We start from the raw sequence: 17,566 nt of genomic DNA, 5'->3' as shown, positions 1-17,566 counted from the left end.
GACTATCTGGTTTGCTCACATATCGGGGCTAAAAACTGGAACAGCTCGCGGGATGACCAGAACCTGTGGTCATAACCGCGAACGGGCACAACAGGCATCAACGCATTGCAGATAACAACTTCATCGGCGGACAGCAGCGCCTCTTCCTTTGCGTTTACTTCGACAACGCGAAAGCCCGCATGTGCCAGCTGTTGCAAACAAAACTGACGCATGATGCCGTTAACCCCAGCCTGTTCCAGCGAAGGCGTGAATACGTCACGGCCCTTTCGCCAGAGTAAATTAGCCGCACAGCATTCCGTAATGAACCCTTCGCTGTCAAGGACTAGCGCCTCATCGGCGTCCGTCTGTTCAAGATGAGTACGAATAAGCACCTGTTCAAGGCGGTTAAGATGTTTTATTCCGGCGAGCATTGGGTTTCGCCCCAGCCGTACCGGGCTCAGCGTCAGCGTCACCCCCTCTACACGCCAGCGCGCATAGTGAGCAGGATACGCTGATACGGAAACAATCCGCGTGGGATGCTGACAGGCAGAACCGCTATACCCTCGCCCGCCGCTGCCGCGGCTGAGGATAACTTTTAAGACACCGTTTGTTTTATCTGCCGCCAGCCGACGCATCTCGCGCTCCAGAATGTCCCACTGCGTGAAGGGGATCAATAACGTCTCACAGGCTTTTTGTAAACGACGGATATGGGCGTCAAGCAGGCACACGCCGCCATCGAGAATACGCGCAGTGGTGAAACAGCCATCGCCGAACTGGGTCGCCCTGTCGCTTGCCGGCAGCATTTCTTGCTCAACGCCATTAATGAGAAACATGGTGGCTCCTTATGCGTGGTGGCTCAGTCTGGCAGGATGTTAAAAGCCGGACAAGGGAATTCTCCCTAATAAAAAAGGCCCGGCAAGCGGACCTTTTTTTATAGCTTTCGGGCAGTCAGGCTCAGACCTTTTTGAAGATCAGAGAACCATTCGTGCCGCCAAAGCCGAAGGAGTTACACAGGGTGTACTCCATACCGCTAACCTGGCGCGCTTCGTGCGGAACGAAGTCCAGATCGCAACCTTCATCCGGGTTATCCAGGTTGATGGTTGGCGGTACAGCCTGATCGCGCAGCGCAAGGATAGAGTAGATTGACTCTACGGCACCCGCCGCACCCAGCAGGTGACCGGTCATGGATTTCGTGGAGCTGACCATTACGCGGCTCGCCGATTCGCCGAAGATAGACTTAACCGCCTGCGCTTCTGCTTTATCGCCTGCAGGCGTAGAAGTGCCGTGCGCGTTAACGTAGCCAATCTGTGCCGGGGTAATACCCGCATCACGGATCGCATTTTCCATCGCCAGCGCAGCACCCGCACCGTTCTCCGGAGGAGACGTCATATGGTAAGCATCGCTGCTCATACCAAAGCCAACGACTTCAGCATAAATTTTCGCGCCACGTTTTTTCGCATGTTCGTACTCTTCCAGTACGATCATGCCCGCACCGTCGCCCAGCACGAAGCCATCGCGATCTTTATCCCACGGACGGCTCGCCGCCTGAGGATTATCGTTACGGGTAGACAGCGCACGCGCCGCGCCGAAGCCACCGACACCGAGCGGGGTACTGGCTTTTTCAGCACCGCCCGCAACCATAGCATCTGCATCGCCGTACGCAATGATGCGCGCGGCCTGGCCGATGTTATGTACGCCAGACGTACATGCGGTAGCGATAGAAATGCTTGGCCCACGCAGACCGAACATAATGGTCAGGTGACCTGCCACCATGTTAACAATCGTGGACGGAACAAAGAACGGGCTGATCTTACGCGGTCCGCCATTCATCAGCGATGTATGGTTTTCCTCGATCAGGCCAAGACCGCCAATCCCGGAGCCGATAGCGGCGCCGATACGGGTTGCGTTCTCTTCCGTAATTTCAAGGCCAGAATCCTGCATGGCCTGAACGCCAGCGACAATTCCATATTGAATGAAGGCATCCATCTTGCGCTGTTCTTTGCGCGAGATGATCTCTTCACAGTTAAAATCCTTTACTAAGCCAGCAAATTTCGTTGCATAGGCGCTAGTATCGAAATGGTCGATTAGGCTGATGCCGCTCTGACCGGCAAGGAGAGCTTTCCAGGTGGACTCTACGGTATTGCCGACAGGAGACAACATGCCAAGTCCGGTCACAACTACACGACGCTTAGACACGTTTGTCCTCCAGGGAGGGATAAAAAAAGAGATTCGTGGGACTAAAAAAGATAAAACTCAGGCGGTCGAATGACCGCCTGGAGATGTTCACTTACGCCTGGTGGCCGTTGATGTAATCAATGGCAGCCTGAACGGTGGTGATTTTCTCAGCTTCTTCGTCCGGAATCTCAGTATCAAACTCTTCTTCCAGAGCCATTACCAGCTCAACGGTGTCAAGAGAATCTGCGCCCAGGTCTTCAACGAAGGAAGCGGAGTTCACAACTTCTTCCTGCTTAACGCCCAGCTGTTCGCCGATAATTTTCTTAACGCGTTCTTCGATAGTGCTCATACTCTTAAATTTCCTATCAAAACTCGCTTTCGCGATGGTTTTCGTAGTGTATAAAATGTTGAAAAATTTGCAACTAAATCCCGGCAGGTCTTACCACGATTTTACGTTATTTTGAGGCCATTCGCCCTAATAACGCAAATATTTTCGATCGTGATTAAACCATGTACATCCCGCCGTTGACGTGGAGGGTCTCACCAGTGATGTAACCCGCTTCGTCAGAGGCTAAAAATGCAACCGCACTGGCGATTTCTTTAGGGTCGCCAAGACGACCCGCCGGAACTGCCGCCAGTGTACCCGCACGCTGATCATCGGTCAGCGCACGCGTCATGTCCGTTTCAATAAAGCCCGGAGCAACAACGTTTACAGTAATACCGCGGGACGCGACTTCACGCGCCAGCGACTTACTGAAACCGATCAGACCTGCTTTCGCCGCAGCGTAGTTAGCCTGACCAGCATTTCCCATGGTACCAACCACAGAACCAACAGTGATAATACGACCATGACGCTTTTTCATCATAGCGCGCATTACCGCTTTTGACAGACGGAATACAGATGACAGGTTGGTTTCGATAATATCGTTCCACTCATCATCTTTCATTCGCATCAGCAGGTTGTCGCGAGTGATCCCGGCATTATTGACCAGAATATCCACTTCGCCAAACTCTGCGCGAATATTTTCCAGAACAGATTCGATAGATGCAGGTTCGGTCACATTCAGTACCAGACCTTTACCGTTCGCACCCAGATACTCGCTGATGGCCTGAGCGCCCTTCTCGCTGGTTGCTGTACCAATCACTTTCGCGCCGCGCGCAACCAGTGTTTCAGCAATTGCGCGCCCGATACCGCGGCTTGCGCCAGTGACCAGGGCGATTTTTCCTTCAAAACTCATGGTATTCCTCTTTTATTGCGAGAGTGCCGCTGACATCGCTTCCGGCTCGTTAATCGCCGAGGCAGTCAGGGTGTCAACAATACGTTTAGTCAGACCGGTGAGGACTTTACCAGGACCGACTTCATACAGGTGCTCAACGCCCTGAGCGGCCATAAACTCAACGGTTTTGGTCCACTGTACCGGGCTGTAGAGCTGGCGAACCAGTGCGTCACGGATGGCTTCCGGCGCGGTTTCGCATTTCACATCGACGTTATTCACAACGGAAATCGTCGGTGCGTTAAAGGTAATTTTTTCCAGCTCAGCCGCCAGTTTCTCGGCAGCGGGCTTCATCAGTGCGCAGTGAGACGGTACGCTGACCGGCAGCGGCAGGGCGCGTTTTGCGCCAGCAGCTTTACAGGCGGCACCGGCACGCTCAACCGCTTCTTTATGACCAGCAATAACAACCTGGCCCGGCGAGTTGAAGTTAACCGGAGAAACCACCTGACCTTCAGCGGCGTCTTCACACGCTTTTGCAATCGCGGCATCATCAAGGCCGATGATGGCAGACATGCCACCCGTACCTTCTGGCACCGCTTCCTGCATGAATTTACCGCGCAGTTCCACCAGGCGCACCGCGTCCGCAAACGCGATCACACCAGCACACACCAGCGCAGAATATTCACCCAGGCTATGGCCTGCGAGCAGCGCAGGCGCTTTACCGCCCTGCTGTTGCCATACGCGCCACAGTGCAACGGATGCAGTCAGCAGCGCTGGCTGAGTCTGCCAGGTTTTGTTCAGCTCTTCGGCTGGCCCCTGTTGGGTCAGTGCCCACAGATCATAACCCAGCGCGTCAGAGGCTTCACGAAAAGTCTCTTCAATTACCGGGTAGTTTGCTGCCATTTCAGACAACATCCCAACGGTTTGAGAACCCTGGCCCGGGAACACAAAAGCAAATTGCGTCATTTTTTATTCCTTATCCTAGAAACGAACCAGCGCGGAACCCCAGGTGAACCCGCCACCGAAGGCTTCAAGCAAGACCAGCTGGCCCCGTTTGATTCGTCCATCGCGTACCGCTTCATCAAATGCGCACGGTACCGACGCCGCAGAGGTGTTGCCATGACGATCCAGCGTCACCACAACGTTATCCATCGACATGCCCAGCTTTTTAGCGGTGGCGCTGATGATACGCAGGTTCGCCTGATGCGGCACCAGCCAGTCCAGCGCGGTGCGTTCAAGGTTGTTCGCTTCCAGCGTCTCATCGACAATGTGCGCAAGCTCCGTCACCGCCACTTTGAACACCTCGTTACCCGCCATGGTCAGGTAGATGGAGCTGTCCGGATTAACGCGATCGGCGTTAGGCAGCGTTAACAGCTCGCCGTAGCGGCCATCGGCATGGAGATGCGTGGAGATGATACCCGGCTCTTCGGACTGCCCCAGCAGCACCGCACCGGCACCATCACCGAAAATAATGATCGTTCCGCGATCGGTTGGATCGCAGGTACGCGCCAGCACGTCAGCACCGATGACCAGCGCATATTTGACGGAGCCAGATTTAACATACTGATCGGCAATGCTCAGCGCGTAGGTGAAGCCTGCGCACGCGGCGGCAACGTCAAACGCCGGGCAGCCTTTAATACCGAGCATGTTCTGCACCTGGCACGCCGCACTTGGGAAAGCATGCGTGGCAGACGTCGTGGCGACCACGATCAAACCAATCTCTTCTTTATCGATGCCCGCCATTTCGATAGCACGCTGTGCGGCTTCGTAACCCATGGTGGACACGGTTTCGTCTGGCGCGGCGATACGACGTTCACGGATACCTGTGCGCGTGACAATCCACTCGTCAGACGTATCTACCATTTTTTCAAGATCGGCGTTGGTACGCACTTGTTTTGGCAGGTAGCTGCCGGTACCTAAAATCTTCGTATACATGTACGCTCAGTCACTTTTAGCTAATACAGATTCCAGGCGAGCGGCAATCCGCTGAGGGACTTGTCGCTGCACCGCCTGCACTGCCTGTTCAATGGCGACAGAAAATGCTCGCTGATTGGCGGCCCCATGACTCTTAATCACGATGCCGCGCAATCCTAACAGACAGGCGCCATTATACTGGTCGGGGTTGAGGTGACTGAATCGCCGCGTCAGGCTTTTTTGTAACCAACGCTTCAATAAAATCAACCACCAGGCGCTTTTTTTGCCTTCTCCCTGAGATTTCAGCAGAGAGAGGAACATGCGCACGACCCCTTCCATGGTCTTCAACGTTACGTTTCCGGTGAAGCCATCGCACACCAGAACATCCGTTTTTCCCGTCAGCAACTCATTGGCTTCGAGATAACCAATATAGTTGATGGAGGGAACCTGTTTGAGCAATTCAGCAGCTTCGCGAATGCTGTCCAGGCCTTTGGTCTCTTCTTCACCAATATTCAATAACGCAACGCGGGGATTGTTGATCCCGACCACGTCTTCTGCCAGCACCGACCCCATCACGGCGAACTGGGCCAGCATGGTACTATCACAATCCACGTTAGCGCCCAAATCGAGCACCACCGTCTTCCCCTTCTGCTGGTGCGGCAACACCGTCACCAGCGCCGGACGCTCAATGCCTTCAATCGGCTTGAGCAATAATTTCGACAGCCCCATCAGCGCACCGGTATTTCCGGCGCTGACGCAAGCCTGCGCTCGCCCTTCTTTTACCAGCTCCAGCGCGATGCGCATAGAGCTGCCGCGGCTATTGCGAATAGCCTGCGAGGGGCGCGCATCACTGGCAATAACTGACTGCGCAGGAATAATCTGCAGACGCGAACGTTGTTCAAAGTCAGCTTTTGCAAGTAATGGCGTGATTGTGTCGGGATTGCCGACTAAAAGAAGTATGAGTTGCGAATTAGAATTCAGTGCCTGCAATGCTGCAGGCACTGTCACGGAAGGGCCGAAATCTCCCCCCATGACATCTAACGCCAGGGTTAGACGTGTCAAGGTATCGTCGCAGCCTGGTTCGGTAACTTCCCCGTTTGCACGGGGAAATCCTCACTAAGCCTAATCACGCTTTCGCGCGATTACTTAGTGATAACCTTGCGGCCGCGGTAGAAACCGTCAGCGGTGATGTGGTGACGCAGGTGTTTCTCACCAGAAGTCTTGTCTACAGACAGGCTGGTAACTGCGGTCAGCGCGTCATGGGAACGACGCATGCCACGTTTGGAACGGGTTGGTTTATTCTGTTGTACGGCCATGGACCTTACTCCTCAATTACTTACGCTTTAAGCTGGCTAATACGGCAAATGGGTTTGGTTTTTGCGCTTCATCAGGCAGTTCCCCAAAGACCATGTCCGCCTCGGACACTTCACAGTGTTCAGAATCATGCACCGGAACCACTGGCAAGGAGAGGATGATTTCATCTTCAACCAGAGCCAGAAGATCGATTTCACCGAATTCGTTAACCTCAATCGGCTCATACGCTTCCGGGAGTGCTTCAGCCTGTTCGTCAGAACGAACCGGACTGAAACAATACGTTGTGTGAACATGCTGTACAAACGGTTTCCCGCAACGCTGACACTCGAGCGTTACCGTTACCTTTGCATCACCGGTTAAAACGGCGAGACGCTGGTTGTCGATAGCGAACGACATGGAGCATTCTACATCACTGTCCACACTGACTACGGATTCGGCAATACGCTCAGCCTGATCGGAAGTATAGATACCTTCATAATCGAGGCGTTTCTGAGCCGTACGAACCGGATCAAGAGTCAGGGGTAATTTTACCTTTTGCATAGGGCGCGCATATTAACTTTGTAACGTCATAGAGTCAAAGAAAAAGGCAACCAGAGCTGCCTTTTGCCAATTATTCGCACACATTGCGGCCTGTAGTTTAAAATGGCTGGCATCGATACGCTATATCTGGTGATAAAAATATGCCAAATCTCGTACTTGCTTCCACTTCTCCCTACCGTCGAATGTTGCTGGAAAAGCTCGGGATCCCGTTTGAATGTGCCGCGCCGGACGTTGATGAGACGCCGCAGCCGGGTGAATCGCCGCGTCATCTGGTGACGCGTCTCGCTAAGGAGAAAGCGCAATCGCTGGCCGCACGTTATCCCGCACATTTGATTATAGGCTCCGATCAGGTTTGCGTGCTGGACGGCGAAATCACCGGCAAGCCCCATACGGAAGAGAACGCCTGCCAGCAGCTTCTGCGCGCGCGCGGCAGTATCGTGACCTTTTATACCGGCCTGGCGCTCTATAACGCCGCCACTGGCCATCTGCAAACCGAATGCGAGCCGTTCGACGTACACTTCCGCCACCTCAGCGAGCAAGAGATTATGGATTACGTGCGCCGGGAGCGTCCGCTGAACTGCGCAGGGAGCTTTAAAAGTGAAGGATTGGGGATTGCGCTGTTTGACAAGCTGGATGGGCGAGACCCGAATACGCTGGTGGGGCTGCCATTGATTGCGCTGTGCCAGATGTTAAGAAGAGAAGAATGTAATCCGCTGTCCATGTGACTTTCGCCCAGCGGCGCTTCACTTGCATGGCCTACGGGTTTCGTAGGCCGGGTAAGCGCAGCGCCACCCGGCACATAATCAGCCGCGCAGAACCTTAAGACAGCGTTTCAACTGCTCATCCAGCGGCGCTTCAATACGGATGATTTCACCGGTATTAGGATGGGTAAACTTCAGCGCGGCCGCATGGAGGAACAGACGCGACAGGCCCGTACCGGCCAGCTGTTTATCAAATTCGCGGTCGCCGTAGCGGTCATCAAACGCAATCGGATGGCCCGCAAACTGCGTATGGACGCGAATCTGGTGGGTACGTCCCGTCACCGGGCTGCAGCGCACCAGCGTGGCAAATTCGTAGCGCTCTTCAACCTTAAAGCGCGTCTCAGACGGTTTCCCTTCCTGATTAACGCGCACAATGCGCTCGCCGCTTTGCAGAATGTTCTTCAGCAGCGGCGCCTGCACCACCTTCACGTGGGACTGCCACTGACCGCGCACCAGCGCCAGATAATCTTTCTGCATCCCTTTTTCACGCAGTTGCTCATGCAAAGAACGCAGCGCGGAACGCTTTTTCGCCACCAGCAGCACGCCGGAGGTATCCCGGTCGAGACGATGCACCAGTTCAAGGAAACGGGCTTCCGGGCGCAGCGCACGCAGCCCTTCTATCACGCCAAAGCTCAGGCCGCTGCCGCCGTGTACGGCTGTCCCTGACGGTTTGTTCAGCACAAGGATATAGTCATCTTCATAAAGAATGACGTCACTCAGCGCGGCCACTTTTTGCAGCTTCGGCGAAACCACCTCTTCTTCACGTTCAGCCACGCGCACCGGCGGGATACGCACTTCATCACCGGCTTCGAGCTTATACTCAGGCTTCACGCGTTTTTTATTCACCCGCACCTCGCCCTTACGCAAGATGCGATAAATCATGCTCTTCGGCACACCCTTCAGCTGGGTGCGCAGGAAGTTATCGATGCGTTGCCCCGCGTAGTCATCCGCGATAGCAACCATTTTTACGGCTGGAGTCTCTGTTTTCATGGTTGGCGATTCTAAATATCGTCAGCCATTAGCGCCACTCATTTTTCTATGCTTATATTTACTTTTATCCGGCCTGCGCCCCGTTTCACGCAATCGATTTGGTGGTTATTAAACCAATCACCACCTTGAGGTGAAGAAACTGTGAGTAACCGGGTGATAATTGGTAAAAGTCATCTTGCTATAACCCGGCGAGCAGTGGAATAATGAGGCTGTTTTCCGCGTTAAATCCGGGTTTTGTAAGGATGTCGACGGAATGACCAATTTTGTCTGACCGATCATCCACGCAGCAATGGCGTAAGACGTATTGATCTTTCAGGCAGTTAGCGGGCTGCGGGTTGCAGTACTTCCCGGTATAAGGATTGTTTTCTGGAGAGTTCTACCCAGGCAATTCCCCTGATAATTGCGCTGTGTTTCCGTATGAAATACAGGCAACCGACACTCTGCGCCTCTTAAGCGAGCGACAACCGTGAGGTTGGCGACGTGAACAGACACGAGGCCATCGGTTCATACCCCGGAAAGCGTCACCTTGCCCGCAGCTTTGTCGTCAATGTAAGAATAACGAGTAAGTTACGATGAAAAGAATGTTAATCAACGCAACTCAGCAAGAAGAGTTGCGTGTCGCCCTTGTGGATGGGCAGCGCCTGTACGATCTGGATATCGAAAGTCCTGGACACGAACAGAAAAAAGCGAACATTTACAAAGGTAAAATCACCCGCATTGAACCAAGCCTTGAAGCTGCATTTGTCGATTACGGTGCTGAGCGTCATGGTTTCCTCCCTCTGAAAGAAATCGCCCGCGAATATTTCCCTGCAAACTACAACGCCCATGGCCGCCCAAACATCAAAGATGTTCTGCGTGAAGGTCAGGAAGTTATCGTTCAGATTGATAAAGAAGAGCGCGGCAACAAAGGTGCCGCACTGACCACCTTTATCAGCCTGGCGGGGAGCTATCTGGTGCTGATGCCAAACAACCCGCGCGCGGGTGGCATCTCTCGCCGTATCGAAGGTGATGACCGTACCGAGCTGAAAGAAGCGCTGGCTAGCCTTGAGCTGCCGGATGGCATGGGGCTTATCGTGCGTACCGCTGGCGTGGGCAAATCTGCCGAAGCGCTGCAGTGGGACCTGAGCTTCCGTCTGAAGCACTGGGAAGCTATCCAGAAAGCCGCAGAAAGCCGCCCTGCTCCGTTCCTGATCCACCAGGAAAGCAACGTTATCGTGCGTGCCTTCCGTGATTACCTGCGTCAGGACATCGGTGAGATTCTAATCGATAACCCGAAAGTGCTTGAGCTGGCTCGCCAGCACATCGCCGCGTTGGGTCGTCCGGATTTCACCAGCAAAATTAAGCTGTACACCGGTGAAATCCCCCTGTTCAGCCATTATCAGATCGAATCCCAGATTGAGTCGGCCTTCCAGCGTGAAGTGCGCCTCCCGTCTGGCGGTTCTATCGTTATCGATACCACTGAAGCGCTGACCGCTATTGACATCAACTCCGCGCGTGCAACTCGCGGCGGCGACATCGAAGAGACGGCCTTCAACACCAACCTGGAAGCCGCTGATGAAATCGCCCGCCAGCTCCGCCTGCGCGACCTGGGCGGTCTGATTGTTATCGACTTCATTGACATGACGCCTGTTCGCCACCAGCGTGCGGTTGAAAACCGTCTGCGCGAAGCGGTGCGTCAGGATCGCGCGCGTATCCAGATTAGCCATATCTCGCGCTTTGGCCTGCTGGAGATGTCCCGCCAGCGTCTGAGCCCGTCGCTGGGTGAGTCCAGCCATCACGTCTGCCCGCGCTGCTCCGGCACCGGTACCGTGCGTGATAACGAATCTCTGTCCCTCTCCATCCTGCGTCTGATTGAAGAAGAAGCGCTGAAAGAGAACACCAAAGAGGTTCACGCGATTGTCCCTGTGCCAATTGCCTCTTACCTGCTGAACGAAAAACGTGCAGCGGTAAGTGCCATTGAAGCGCGTCAGGGCGGCGTTCGCTGCATCATCGTGCCAAACGACCAGATGGAAACCCCGCACTATCACGTGCTGCGTGTCCGTAAAGGCGAAGAAACCAGCACTCTCAGCTACCTGCTGCCGAAGCTGCATGAAGAAGAGATGGCGCTGCCTTCCGATGAAGAACCTGCCGAGCGCAAACTGCCAGAGCAGCCTGCATTAGCAACCTTCATCATGCCAGAAGCACCACCGGAAGCGGCGCTGGAAAAACCGGCAGCCAAACCGGCGGCACAGAAACCAGAAGTCGCGGCAGCCAAAGCCCAGCCTGCGCAACCGGGTCTGCTGAGCCGCTTCTTCGGCGCGCTGAAGAAGATGTTTGCTGGCGAAGAAGTGCAGCCAGAGCAGCCGAAAGAAGAACCAAAAGCCGCCAAGCCTGAACGTCAGCAGGACCGTCGTAAGCGTCAGAACAACCGCCGCGACCGTAATGATCGTAACGATCGTAATGACCGCAGCGAGCGTCGTGATAGCCGTTCTGAGAATAACGAAGGCCGTGAGCAACGCGAAGACAACCATCGCAACCGTCGCGAGAAACAACAGCAGAATGTTGAGGATCGTGAAATTCGCCAGCAGGCGGGCGATGAGTCTGAGAAGAGCAAACAGCGCGACGAGCAGCAACCACGTCGCGAACGCAACCGTCGTCGTAACGACGAGAAGCGTCAGGCGCAGCAGGAAGTTAAAAATCTGAACCGCGAAGCGCCTGCCGAGCAGCAGGACGGCGAGCAGGAAGAGCGTACTCAGGTGATGCCACGCCGTAAGCAGCGCCAGCTGGCACAGAAAGTGCGCATCGGCTCTGCTCAGGCAGAAGAAACCGTAGTGGTAGCGGCAGAAGCAACAGAAACCGCAACGGGTACCCAGGTTGCGAAAGTTGACCTGCCAGCCGTAGTGGAAACTCACGTAGAGCAGGATGAAAACGGTGAAAACCGTGACAACGCGGGTATGCCGCGTCGCTCCCGCCGCTCTCCACGTCATCTGCGCGTGAGTGGCCAGCGTCGTCGTCGCTACCGTGACGAGCGTTACCCGACGCAGTCCCCAATGCCAATGACCGTGGCGTGCGCGTCACCTGAAATGGCATCCGGTAAAGTCTGGATCCGTTATCCGGTTGCTCGCCCGGAGCAGGCTGTTGAAGAACAGGCTGTGGCTGAAGAGGTGATTGCACCAGCAGTAGCGGTAGAAAACGTCGAGACTCAAGCAGCAACCGTGGTTGAACCTCAGGTTGTAGAAGCTGAAGCACCTCATGCAGTAGAAGTGGAAACCACCCATCCAGAAGTGATTGCCGCGTCGGTTGATGCCGCACCGCAGCTTATTGCCGAAGAAGATGCCGTGGTGGCTGAGGAAGTCGCTGAAGAGGCTGAACCTGTAACAGCAGTGGAAGAAACTGCTGAAACCATCGTTGAAACAACGACCGAAGAGGTTGTTCAGGACGTTGAGATTCAGGTTGAGCCTGTTGTTGAAGGCGAGAAAGCGCCGGAAGTGAAACCAGAGCCGGTTAAGGTTGCTGCCGCGCCTGCTCACGTTGCGACAGCGCCAATGACTCGCGCTCCTGCGCCTGAGTATGTGCCTGAAGCGCCGCGTCACAGCGACTGGGTTCGCCCGGAATTCAACTTCGATGGTAAAGGTGCTGCCGGTGGCCACAGTGCTACGCACAAGGCGACTGCACCAGCAACCCGTCCGCAGTCAGTTGAATAACGTACGTTAAGTCAAAAAGCCGACCTTCGGGTCGGCTTTTTTTATGGCTGCTGCACAGGCTTTCTCATCCCGGTGACCTCAGGCATTATCTGCCGCATCAACTCCAGAAAACGCCGCAAACGCGCCGGATAATACCGGGACCAGGGGTAAACCAGATGCACCGGTAACGCCGAAGGCTGCCACTCCGGCAGCAAATGCACCAGCCGACCTTCCTGAATATCATCCTGTACCGTCCAGCTGGATACCACCGCCACGCCAAGACCGGTGAGTGCCGTATTGCGTGCGACATACAGACTGTCGGTGCTCAGACGGGGGGTAATCGCCACTCGCGCGGTGGCTGACGATGCATCGTGAAAAAGCTCCACATGACGCTGGTAGAAAGAGCTAATGGCAATCCAGGGGAGCTGCTGCAGATCTTCCGGTGTGTTAACCGTCGGAAAACGGTCCAGCAATGCCGGAGAAGCCACCACCGAGCGCGGCACTTCGGCCAGCAGCACGGAGACGGTCGCCGGATCGACCTCCACCCCCACCCGTATAGCGCAGTCAAGGTTATCGCCGAGGAAGTCAGCCGACCGATCGTTGAGCATCCACTCAATCGAGAGCTGCGGGTAGCGCTGCAAAAATTCGGTTAACGGTTTCAGAAGCTGATCCTGACCAAACGCGTGCGGGGCGCGCACCCGCAGTACGCCTACCGGTTCGTCTTCCGTGTGCCCCACCTCATCTTCCAGCGCCAGCCAGCTGTCAATCACCCGACGGGCATGCTGATAGCAGCGCTCACCGTCATCCGTCAGCCGCGTCGTGTGGGTGGTGCGCAAAAGCAGGCGCACGCCGAGCATGGTCTCAAGCGACTGCAACCGCCGGCTCACCGTGGCCTGGGTTGTTGCCAGCTGCCGTGCCGCCGCAGAGAGTGACCCTGCCTCAACAATACGGACAAACGTCCGCATCAGCTCCACCCTGTCTATACGCTCAGCTCTTTTCATCGCATTTTCACTTATACGTTCAACGTATAAGCGTTTTACCACCAGGCCCGCTACCGCCGCAAGGCGTAGTGATAAAAAATAGCCACACACGATGAATGAGGAACATCTTATGAACACAACAACCGCCGCCCATGCCGTAAGCCGCTGGGTCATCTTAATGCTGGCGCTCGGTGCGGGCTTCAGCGTGGCATCCATCTATTATGCCCAGCCGCTGCTGCCGCTGATGGGCGCAGACCTTCACCTGAGCATCGAAGGAATGGGCATGGTCCCGACGCTTACCCAGGCGGGATATGCCCTGGGGATCCTGTTCCTGCTGCCGCTCGGCGACCGCCACGACCGCAGAACATTGATTCTGTTTAAAAGTGCGGCCCTGGCGCTGTTCCTGCTGGGCTGTAGCCTGACCGGACAGATCCACTCTCTGCTGCTGGCAAGTTTGCTCATCGGCATGGCCGCCACCATGGCGCAGGATATTGTCCCGGCTGCGGCGATCCTTGCACCGGAAGGCAAACAGGGGAAAACCGTGGGTACGGTGATGACCGGTCTGCTGCTGGGCATTTTGCTCTCCAGAACCGTCAGCGGCGTGGTGGGCGAAGCGTTTGGCTGGCGCGTGATGTACCAGCTGGCCGCGGCGAGTATTGCCTTTATCGGCGTGGTGATGTGGGTCGTACTCCCTCGTTTCGCCATTCACTCCACGCTGAGCTATCCCGCTCTGCTGCGCTCCATGGAACATCTGTGGCGTCGTTATCCCGCTCTGCGCCGTGCCGCGCTGGCACAGGGTTTTCTGTCGATAGCCTTTAGCGCCTTCTGGTCTACCCTTGCGGTCATGCTGCTGGAACGCTATCACCTCGGGAGTGCCGTCGCCGGTGGTTTTGGTATCGCAGGTGCAGCCGGTGCGTTAGCAGCTCCACTGGCGGGCGGCCTGGCGGATAAGCTGGGTGCCGGAAAAGTCACACAGCTTGGTGCCGTCCTCGTGACCGTTTCGTTTGCCCTGATGTTCCTGATGCCCGCCCTGGGGGTTCACGGACAGCTGATCCTGATTGCCGTCTCTGCCATCGGCTTCGATCTGGGCCTCCAGTCCAGCCTGGTCGCGCACCAGAATCTGGTCTACAGCCTTGAACCACAGGCGCGGGGTCGCCTGAACGCCCTGCTCTTTACGGTGATCTTTATCGGCATGGCGCTGGGTTCCGCGTTGGGCAGCAATATTTACACGCTGGCTGGCTGGACGGGTGTGGGGGCGCTGGCAACGGTCTGCGGCATCATTGCGCTGGCAATCCGTATGATTGAAAGCGCGCGCGTCGCCTCAGCACCAGCAGAAATGGCGTAAAAAAATGCCCAATCCAGACGGATTGGGCAGTAAAACATGCCCAGTTTCAAGACATGTTCCAAGAGGTCAAGATGTTATTTGTTCAGCTGGAACAGAGACATGCCCTGCATATCGCTAAACGCTTTATAAGAGGCCTGCAGAGCCGCCTGCTGCATGGTGTAAGAGGAAATCGCTTCGTTCCAGTCCACGTCCACCAGGTCGCTCATCTGCTTAGTCTGACCCAGCGCGCGGTCGTCACCCAGGGTATCGAGTTTTTCCAGCTCGTTCAGCTTGGTACCCACATCCGCAACGACCGTCAGGACGTTGTTCTGCGCGTTTTTAATACCGATCTGCGCGTTGGAAATCACCTGGCCCTGCGCGGCGGCCGCGGCCGGATCGTTCTCAATCGGCGTCTTCAGCGAAGCAATGGCGGAATCAAGGATTTTAAACATGTTGGTATCGCCATAGCCCCCGCCCGGCAACTCTTCCGCATTACTGGTAATGCTCTCGAAGATCTGCTGGCCGGTATGGCTGATCGCCATATTTCGCGCCGTATCGACCTGCTGAGTGATCGCCTCAGCGCCGCCATTGTAGGTGCCGCTCACGGCATCAAACGGAGCGCTCTCGGTCTTGTAACCCGCAAAGATAAAGCGACCATTGCCATCCGTCGTGTTAGCCAGGTTCATCAGCTGGTCGCGGATCCCCTGGATATCGGTCGCCAGAGAGAGACGGTCGTCATCGCTTAAGGTGCCGTTTGACGCGTAGACCAGCTTCTCACGCACGCTTGATAACGCGGTGTTCACCTGGGTCAGCACGTTATCTTCCAGCGACACTTTTTGCGTGGCAAAGGTGCGCGCTAACGCGAACTGGCTGTTTTGAGACTGGGATTGCGACAGAACAATAGACTGTGAAGCCGCAATAGGATCGTCCGACGGACGGTTAACGCGCTTGCCGGTGGACATTTGTTCACCATAGCTCAGCCATCTGCTCTGGGAATCGGTGATCCCGCGCATGTTCTGCTCATACATCATCTGGGTGCTAATACGCATTTTTCACCTCAACCTTAACGAATGTTGATAATTGCATCGAAGAGCGTACTGGCAGTCTGAAGCACCTGCGCGTTGGCGAGGTAATACTGCTGATAACGCTGCAGGTTGCCATACTCTTCGTCGAGGTTTACCCCGGAGATGGTCTGCTGCTGCTTAATTAACTGCGTTTCCACATTGGCTTTCGTCTGGCTGCTGACTTTCAGTGAAGCGGTGGTGCTCCCCACGGTGCTCACCAGCGAGGCGTAGGCATCGTTGAAGGTTTTGTTCCCGCCGACCACTTTGCTGTTTTGCAGATCGAGCATTTTCTGCCCGTTGCGGTTATCGCTTTCACCGCCGTTCTGCACCGCAGCCATGGCCAGTTTGGATTCGTCGCTGATGGACAGTTCCATGTTCATGATGACGTCGGACACAGGCTTCACGGTAAAGCTGTCTTTGGCGTTAGCCGAACCGCTGACGTTCACGTTGAGACCGTCAAACGACAGATTGCCGCTGGCATCCGGGCTCATCGTAAAGCTGGTCTTGTCCGACGTGCGGGTGATGGTCCAGTCGGTGCCGTTAAACTGCAGCTTATAATCCGTTGCCTGAACTTTGGTGCTGTCCGCAACGGTGGCATTGACGACAGCCGTGCCGCTATTTTTGCTGTTGGAAAGCACAGCCGGAGAACCAAAGCCGAACAGTTTACCGCCCGCATCGCCGTTCGCATCAAAACCGGCCTCATGCTGCTTATTCATTGCGTCAGCAAACGCCAGCGCCATCTGGTTCAGGGTGTTACGAGCCTTGTCCAGATCTTCCGCGCGGAAGGTGAGCAAACCACCTAACGAACCGGTGGTGATCATCTTTTCCGGGATCTCGACATTACCCGCAACCTCATCGACGTAGGCGATAGTGGTACGGGAAGGATCGGCGCTGGACTTCACGGCAGCCAGCTGGTTAGCTTTGCTGCCCTGCACCAGGCTGTAGCCGTTGCCGAAAGAGATGTTAAACGTGCCGCTATCCTGAACCGAAACTTCCACACCCACGATTTTGTTCAGCTCGTTGACGAGCTGATCGCGCTGGTCGAGCAGATCGTTAGGTGATGCGCCCGCGCCGACGCCGGTGAGGCGGGAAATCTGATCGTTCAGATTGGCAATCTGTTTGGCATAGTTGTTAATCTGCGAAACGCTGGTACCGATCGCCGTATTCACCTGCGTATCCTGATCGCGGAGATACTGATCGTTGGTTTTGAACTGATTGACCAGACCGCCCGCTTTTCCCAGCACCGTCTGACGTGCAGCCGGGTCTTCCGCGTTGCTCACCAGCGTTTGCAGGCTTTTAAAGAAATCCTGCAGGGTGGTGGAAAGGGAATTGGTGGTATCGGAGAGCACATCGTCAATTTTTGACATTTGCTGATAGCGCGTCGTCAGGCCGCTGCTCTGGGTCTGCGCGGCGCGCAGCTGGTTGGTGATGAAAGCGTCATATTCACGCTGGACACCGGAGACATACACCCCGTTACCCACCCAGCCACCGCCGGTCAGCGTGCTGTTAGATGCACCCAGCACCGTCGTCTGGCGGGTGTAACCTGCCACGTTATAGCTTGAAATATTATTACTGACGGTATTGAGTGCCGACTGCGCGGCACTGAGGCCACTCATGGCGCTGTTAATCAAACTGGACATGGGGGTTCC

At 55.4% G+C, this 17,566-nt stretch carries 16 protein-coding genes; 3 read left to right on the top strand and 13 right to left on the bottom strand.

Annotation, left to right across the window (positions count from 1 at the left end; all coding sequences use genetic code 11):
* Window positions 1-2: 2 nt before the first annotated feature.
* The 9 genes from pabC to yceD form a co-directional block, all read right to left on the bottom strand.
* Window positions 3-812, bottom strand: coding sequence for an aminodeoxychorismate lyase (gene pabC / locus MX657_RS08950; protein ID WP_346808143.1), 810 nt, complete (start codon window positions 810-812; stop codon window positions 3-5).
* 121 nt (window positions 813-933) lie between these two features.
* Entirely contained in the window at window positions 934-2,175 is a 1,242-nt protein-coding gene (fabF, locus tag MX657_RS08945; RefSeq protein WP_032653212.1) for a beta-ketoacyl-ACP synthase II, read from the bottom strand.
* A 91-nt stretch (window positions 2,176-2,266) separates the two neighbouring features.
* Entirely contained in the window at window positions 2,267-2,503 is a 237-nt protein-coding gene (acpP, locus tag MX657_RS08940) for an acyl carrier protein (RefSeq protein WP_003857954.1), read from the bottom strand.
* Between the two features lie 154 nt (window positions 2,504-2,657).
* A complete protein-coding gene (gene fabG, locus MX657_RS08935; protein ID WP_080327518.1) occupies window positions 2,658-3,392 on the bottom strand; it encodes a 3-oxoacyl-ACP reductase FabG in 735 nt (244 codons plus the stop codon).
* A 12-nt stretch (window positions 3,393-3,404) separates the two neighbouring features.
* Entirely contained in the window at window positions 3,405-4,334 is a 930-nt protein-coding gene (gene fabD / locus MX657_RS08930) for an ACP S-malonyltransferase (protein ID WP_119914846.1), read from the bottom strand.
* A gap of 15 nt (window positions 4,335-4,349) precedes the next feature.
* Entirely contained in the window at window positions 4,350-5,303 is a 954-nt protein-coding gene (locus MX657_RS08925; RefSeq protein WP_041910515.1) for a beta-ketoacyl-ACP synthase III, read from the bottom strand.
* A gap of 6 nt (window positions 5,304-5,309) precedes the next feature.
* Entirely contained in the window at window positions 5,310-6,344 is a 1,035-nt protein-coding gene (plsX, locus tag MX657_RS08920; protein ID WP_218728890.1) for a phosphate acyltransferase PlsX, read from the bottom strand.
* Window positions 6,345-6,424: 80 nt separating this feature from the next.
* A complete protein-coding gene (gene rpmF, locus MX657_RS08915) occupies window positions 6,425-6,598 on the bottom strand; it encodes a 50S ribosomal protein L32 (protein ID WP_003857964.1) in 174 nt (57 codons plus the stop codon).
* A gap of 16 nt (window positions 6,599-6,614) precedes the next feature.
* Window positions 6,615-7,136 (bottom strand): 23S rRNA accumulation protein YceD, encoded by a 522-nt coding sequence (yceD, locus tag MX657_RS08910; RefSeq protein ID WP_021240759.1) that lies wholly within the window; start codon window positions 7,134-7,136, stop codon window positions 6,615-6,617.
* A 140-nt stretch (window positions 7,137-7,276) separates the two neighbouring features.
* On the opposite strand from yceD, the gene MX657_RS08905 reads away from it, so the two are divergent.
* Entirely contained in the window at window positions 7,277-7,861 is a 585-nt protein-coding gene (locus MX657_RS08905) for a Maf family protein (protein WP_346808139.1), read from the top strand.
* Window positions 7,862-7,939: 78 nt separating this feature from the next.
* Here MX657_RS08905 and rluC read toward each other — a convergent pair whose 3' ends face one another.
* Entirely contained in the window at window positions 7,940-8,887 is a 948-nt protein-coding gene (gene rluC, locus MX657_RS08900; RefSeq protein WP_059311031.1) for a 23S rRNA pseudouridine(955/2504/2580) synthase RluC, read from the bottom strand.
* Between the two features lie 572 nt (window positions 8,888-9,459).
* Between rluC and rne the strand changes: the two genes are divergently transcribed.
* Window positions 9,460-12,570, top strand: a complete 3,111-nt coding sequence (gene rne / locus MX657_RS08895) for a ribonuclease E (protein ID WP_346808137.1) — start codon at window positions 9,460-9,462, stop codon at window positions 12,568-12,570.
* A 41-nt stretch (window positions 12,571-12,611) separates the two neighbouring features.
* On the opposite strand, the gene MX657_RS08890 is transcribed toward rne, so the two are convergent.
* Complete coding sequence (locus tag MX657_RS08890; protein WP_429844764.1) at window positions 12,612-13,514, bottom strand: LysR family transcriptional regulator; 903 nt, start codon at window positions 13,512-13,514, stop codon at window positions 12,612-12,614.
* A 145-nt stretch (window positions 13,515-13,659) separates the two neighbouring features.
* Between MX657_RS08890 and MX657_RS08885 the strand changes: the two genes are divergently transcribed.
* Window positions 13,660-14,874: an MFS transporter gene (locus tag MX657_RS08885; protein WP_346808133.1), complete on the top strand. Its 1,215-nt coding sequence runs from the start codon at window positions 13,660-13,662 to the stop codon at window positions 14,872-14,874.
* A gap of 74 nt (window positions 14,875-14,948) precedes the next feature.
* Here the strand turns inward: MX657_RS08885 and flgL are convergent, their stop codons facing one another.
* Window positions 14,949-15,902 carry a flagellar hook-associated protein FlgL gene (flgL, locus tag MX657_RS08880; RefSeq protein WP_080327525.1) on the bottom strand — a complete coding sequence of 318 codons (954 nt, stop codon included), beginning with the start codon at window positions 15,900-15,902 and terminating at the stop codon, window positions 14,949-14,951.
* A 14-nt stretch (window positions 15,903-15,916) separates the two neighbouring features.
* A complete protein-coding gene (gene flgK, locus MX657_RS08875; protein ID WP_346808131.1) occupies window positions 15,917-17,557 on the bottom strand; it encodes a flagellar hook-associated protein FlgK in 1,641 nt (546 codons plus the stop codon).
* Window positions 17,558-17,566: the final 9 nt, after the last annotated feature.

This window comes from Enterobacter chuandaensis (assembly GCF_039718975.1).
Classification (GTDB): domain Bacteria; phylum Pseudomonadota; class Gammaproteobacteria; order Enterobacterales; family Enterobacteriaceae; genus Enterobacter; species Enterobacter chuandaensis.
This window is presented reverse-complemented; position numbering and strand designations above follow the sequence as displayed.

Excerpts from the sequence above, each read along its gene's own strand:
- rpmF (WP_003857964.1), bottom strand. The coding sequence starts at position 6,598 with ATGGCCGTACAACAGAATAAACCAACCCGTTCCAAACGTGGCATGCGT.
- rne (WP_346808137.1), top strand. The coding sequence starts at position 9,460 with ATGAAAAGAATGTTAATCAACGCAACTCAGCAAGAAGAGTTGCGTGTC.
- acpP (WP_003857954.1), bottom strand. The coding sequence starts at position 2,503 with ATGAGCACTATCGAAGAACGCGTTAAGAAAATTATCGGCGAACAGCTG.
- flgK (WP_346808131.1), bottom strand. The coding sequence starts at position 17,557 with ATGTCCAGTTTGATTAACAGCGCCATGAGTGGCCTCAGTGCCGCGCAG.
- MX657_RS08925 (WP_041910515.1), bottom strand. The coding sequence starts at position 5,303 with ATGTATACGAAGATTTTAGGTACCGGCAGCTACCTGCCAAAACAAGTG.
- MX657_RS08890 (WP_429844764.1), bottom strand. The coding sequence starts at position 13,514 with ATGCGGACGTTTGTCCGTATTGTTGAGGCAGGGTCACTCTCTGCGGCG.
- fabD (WP_119914846.1), bottom strand. The coding sequence starts at position 4,334 with ATGACGCAATTTGCTTTTGTGTTCCCGGGCCAGGGTTCTCAAACCGTT.
- MX657_RS08885 (WP_346808133.1), top strand. The coding sequence starts at position 13,660 with ATGAACACAACAACCGCCGCCCATGCCGTAAGCCGCTGGGTCATCTTA.
- MX657_RS08905 (WP_346808139.1), top strand. The coding sequence starts at position 7,277 with ATGCCAAATCTCGTACTTGCTTCCACTTCTCCCTACCGTCGAATGTTG.
- flgL (WP_080327525.1), bottom strand. The coding sequence starts at position 15,902 with ATGCGTATTAGCACCCAGATGATGTATGAGCAGAACATGCGCGGGATC.
- fabG (WP_080327518.1), bottom strand. The coding sequence starts at position 3,392 with ATGAGTTTTGAAGGAAAAATCGCCCTGGTCACTGGCGCAAGCCGCGGT.
- pabC (WP_346808143.1), bottom strand. The coding sequence starts at position 812 with ATGTTTCTCATTAATGGCGTTGAGCAAGAAATGCTGCCGGCAAGCGAC.
- rluC (WP_059311031.1), bottom strand. The coding sequence starts at position 8,887 with ATGAAAACAGAGACTCCAGCCGTAAAAATGGTTGCTATCGCGGATGAC.
- yceD (WP_021240759.1), bottom strand. The coding sequence starts at position 7,136 with ATGCAAAAGGTAAAATTACCCCTGACTCTTGATCCGGTTCGTACGGCT.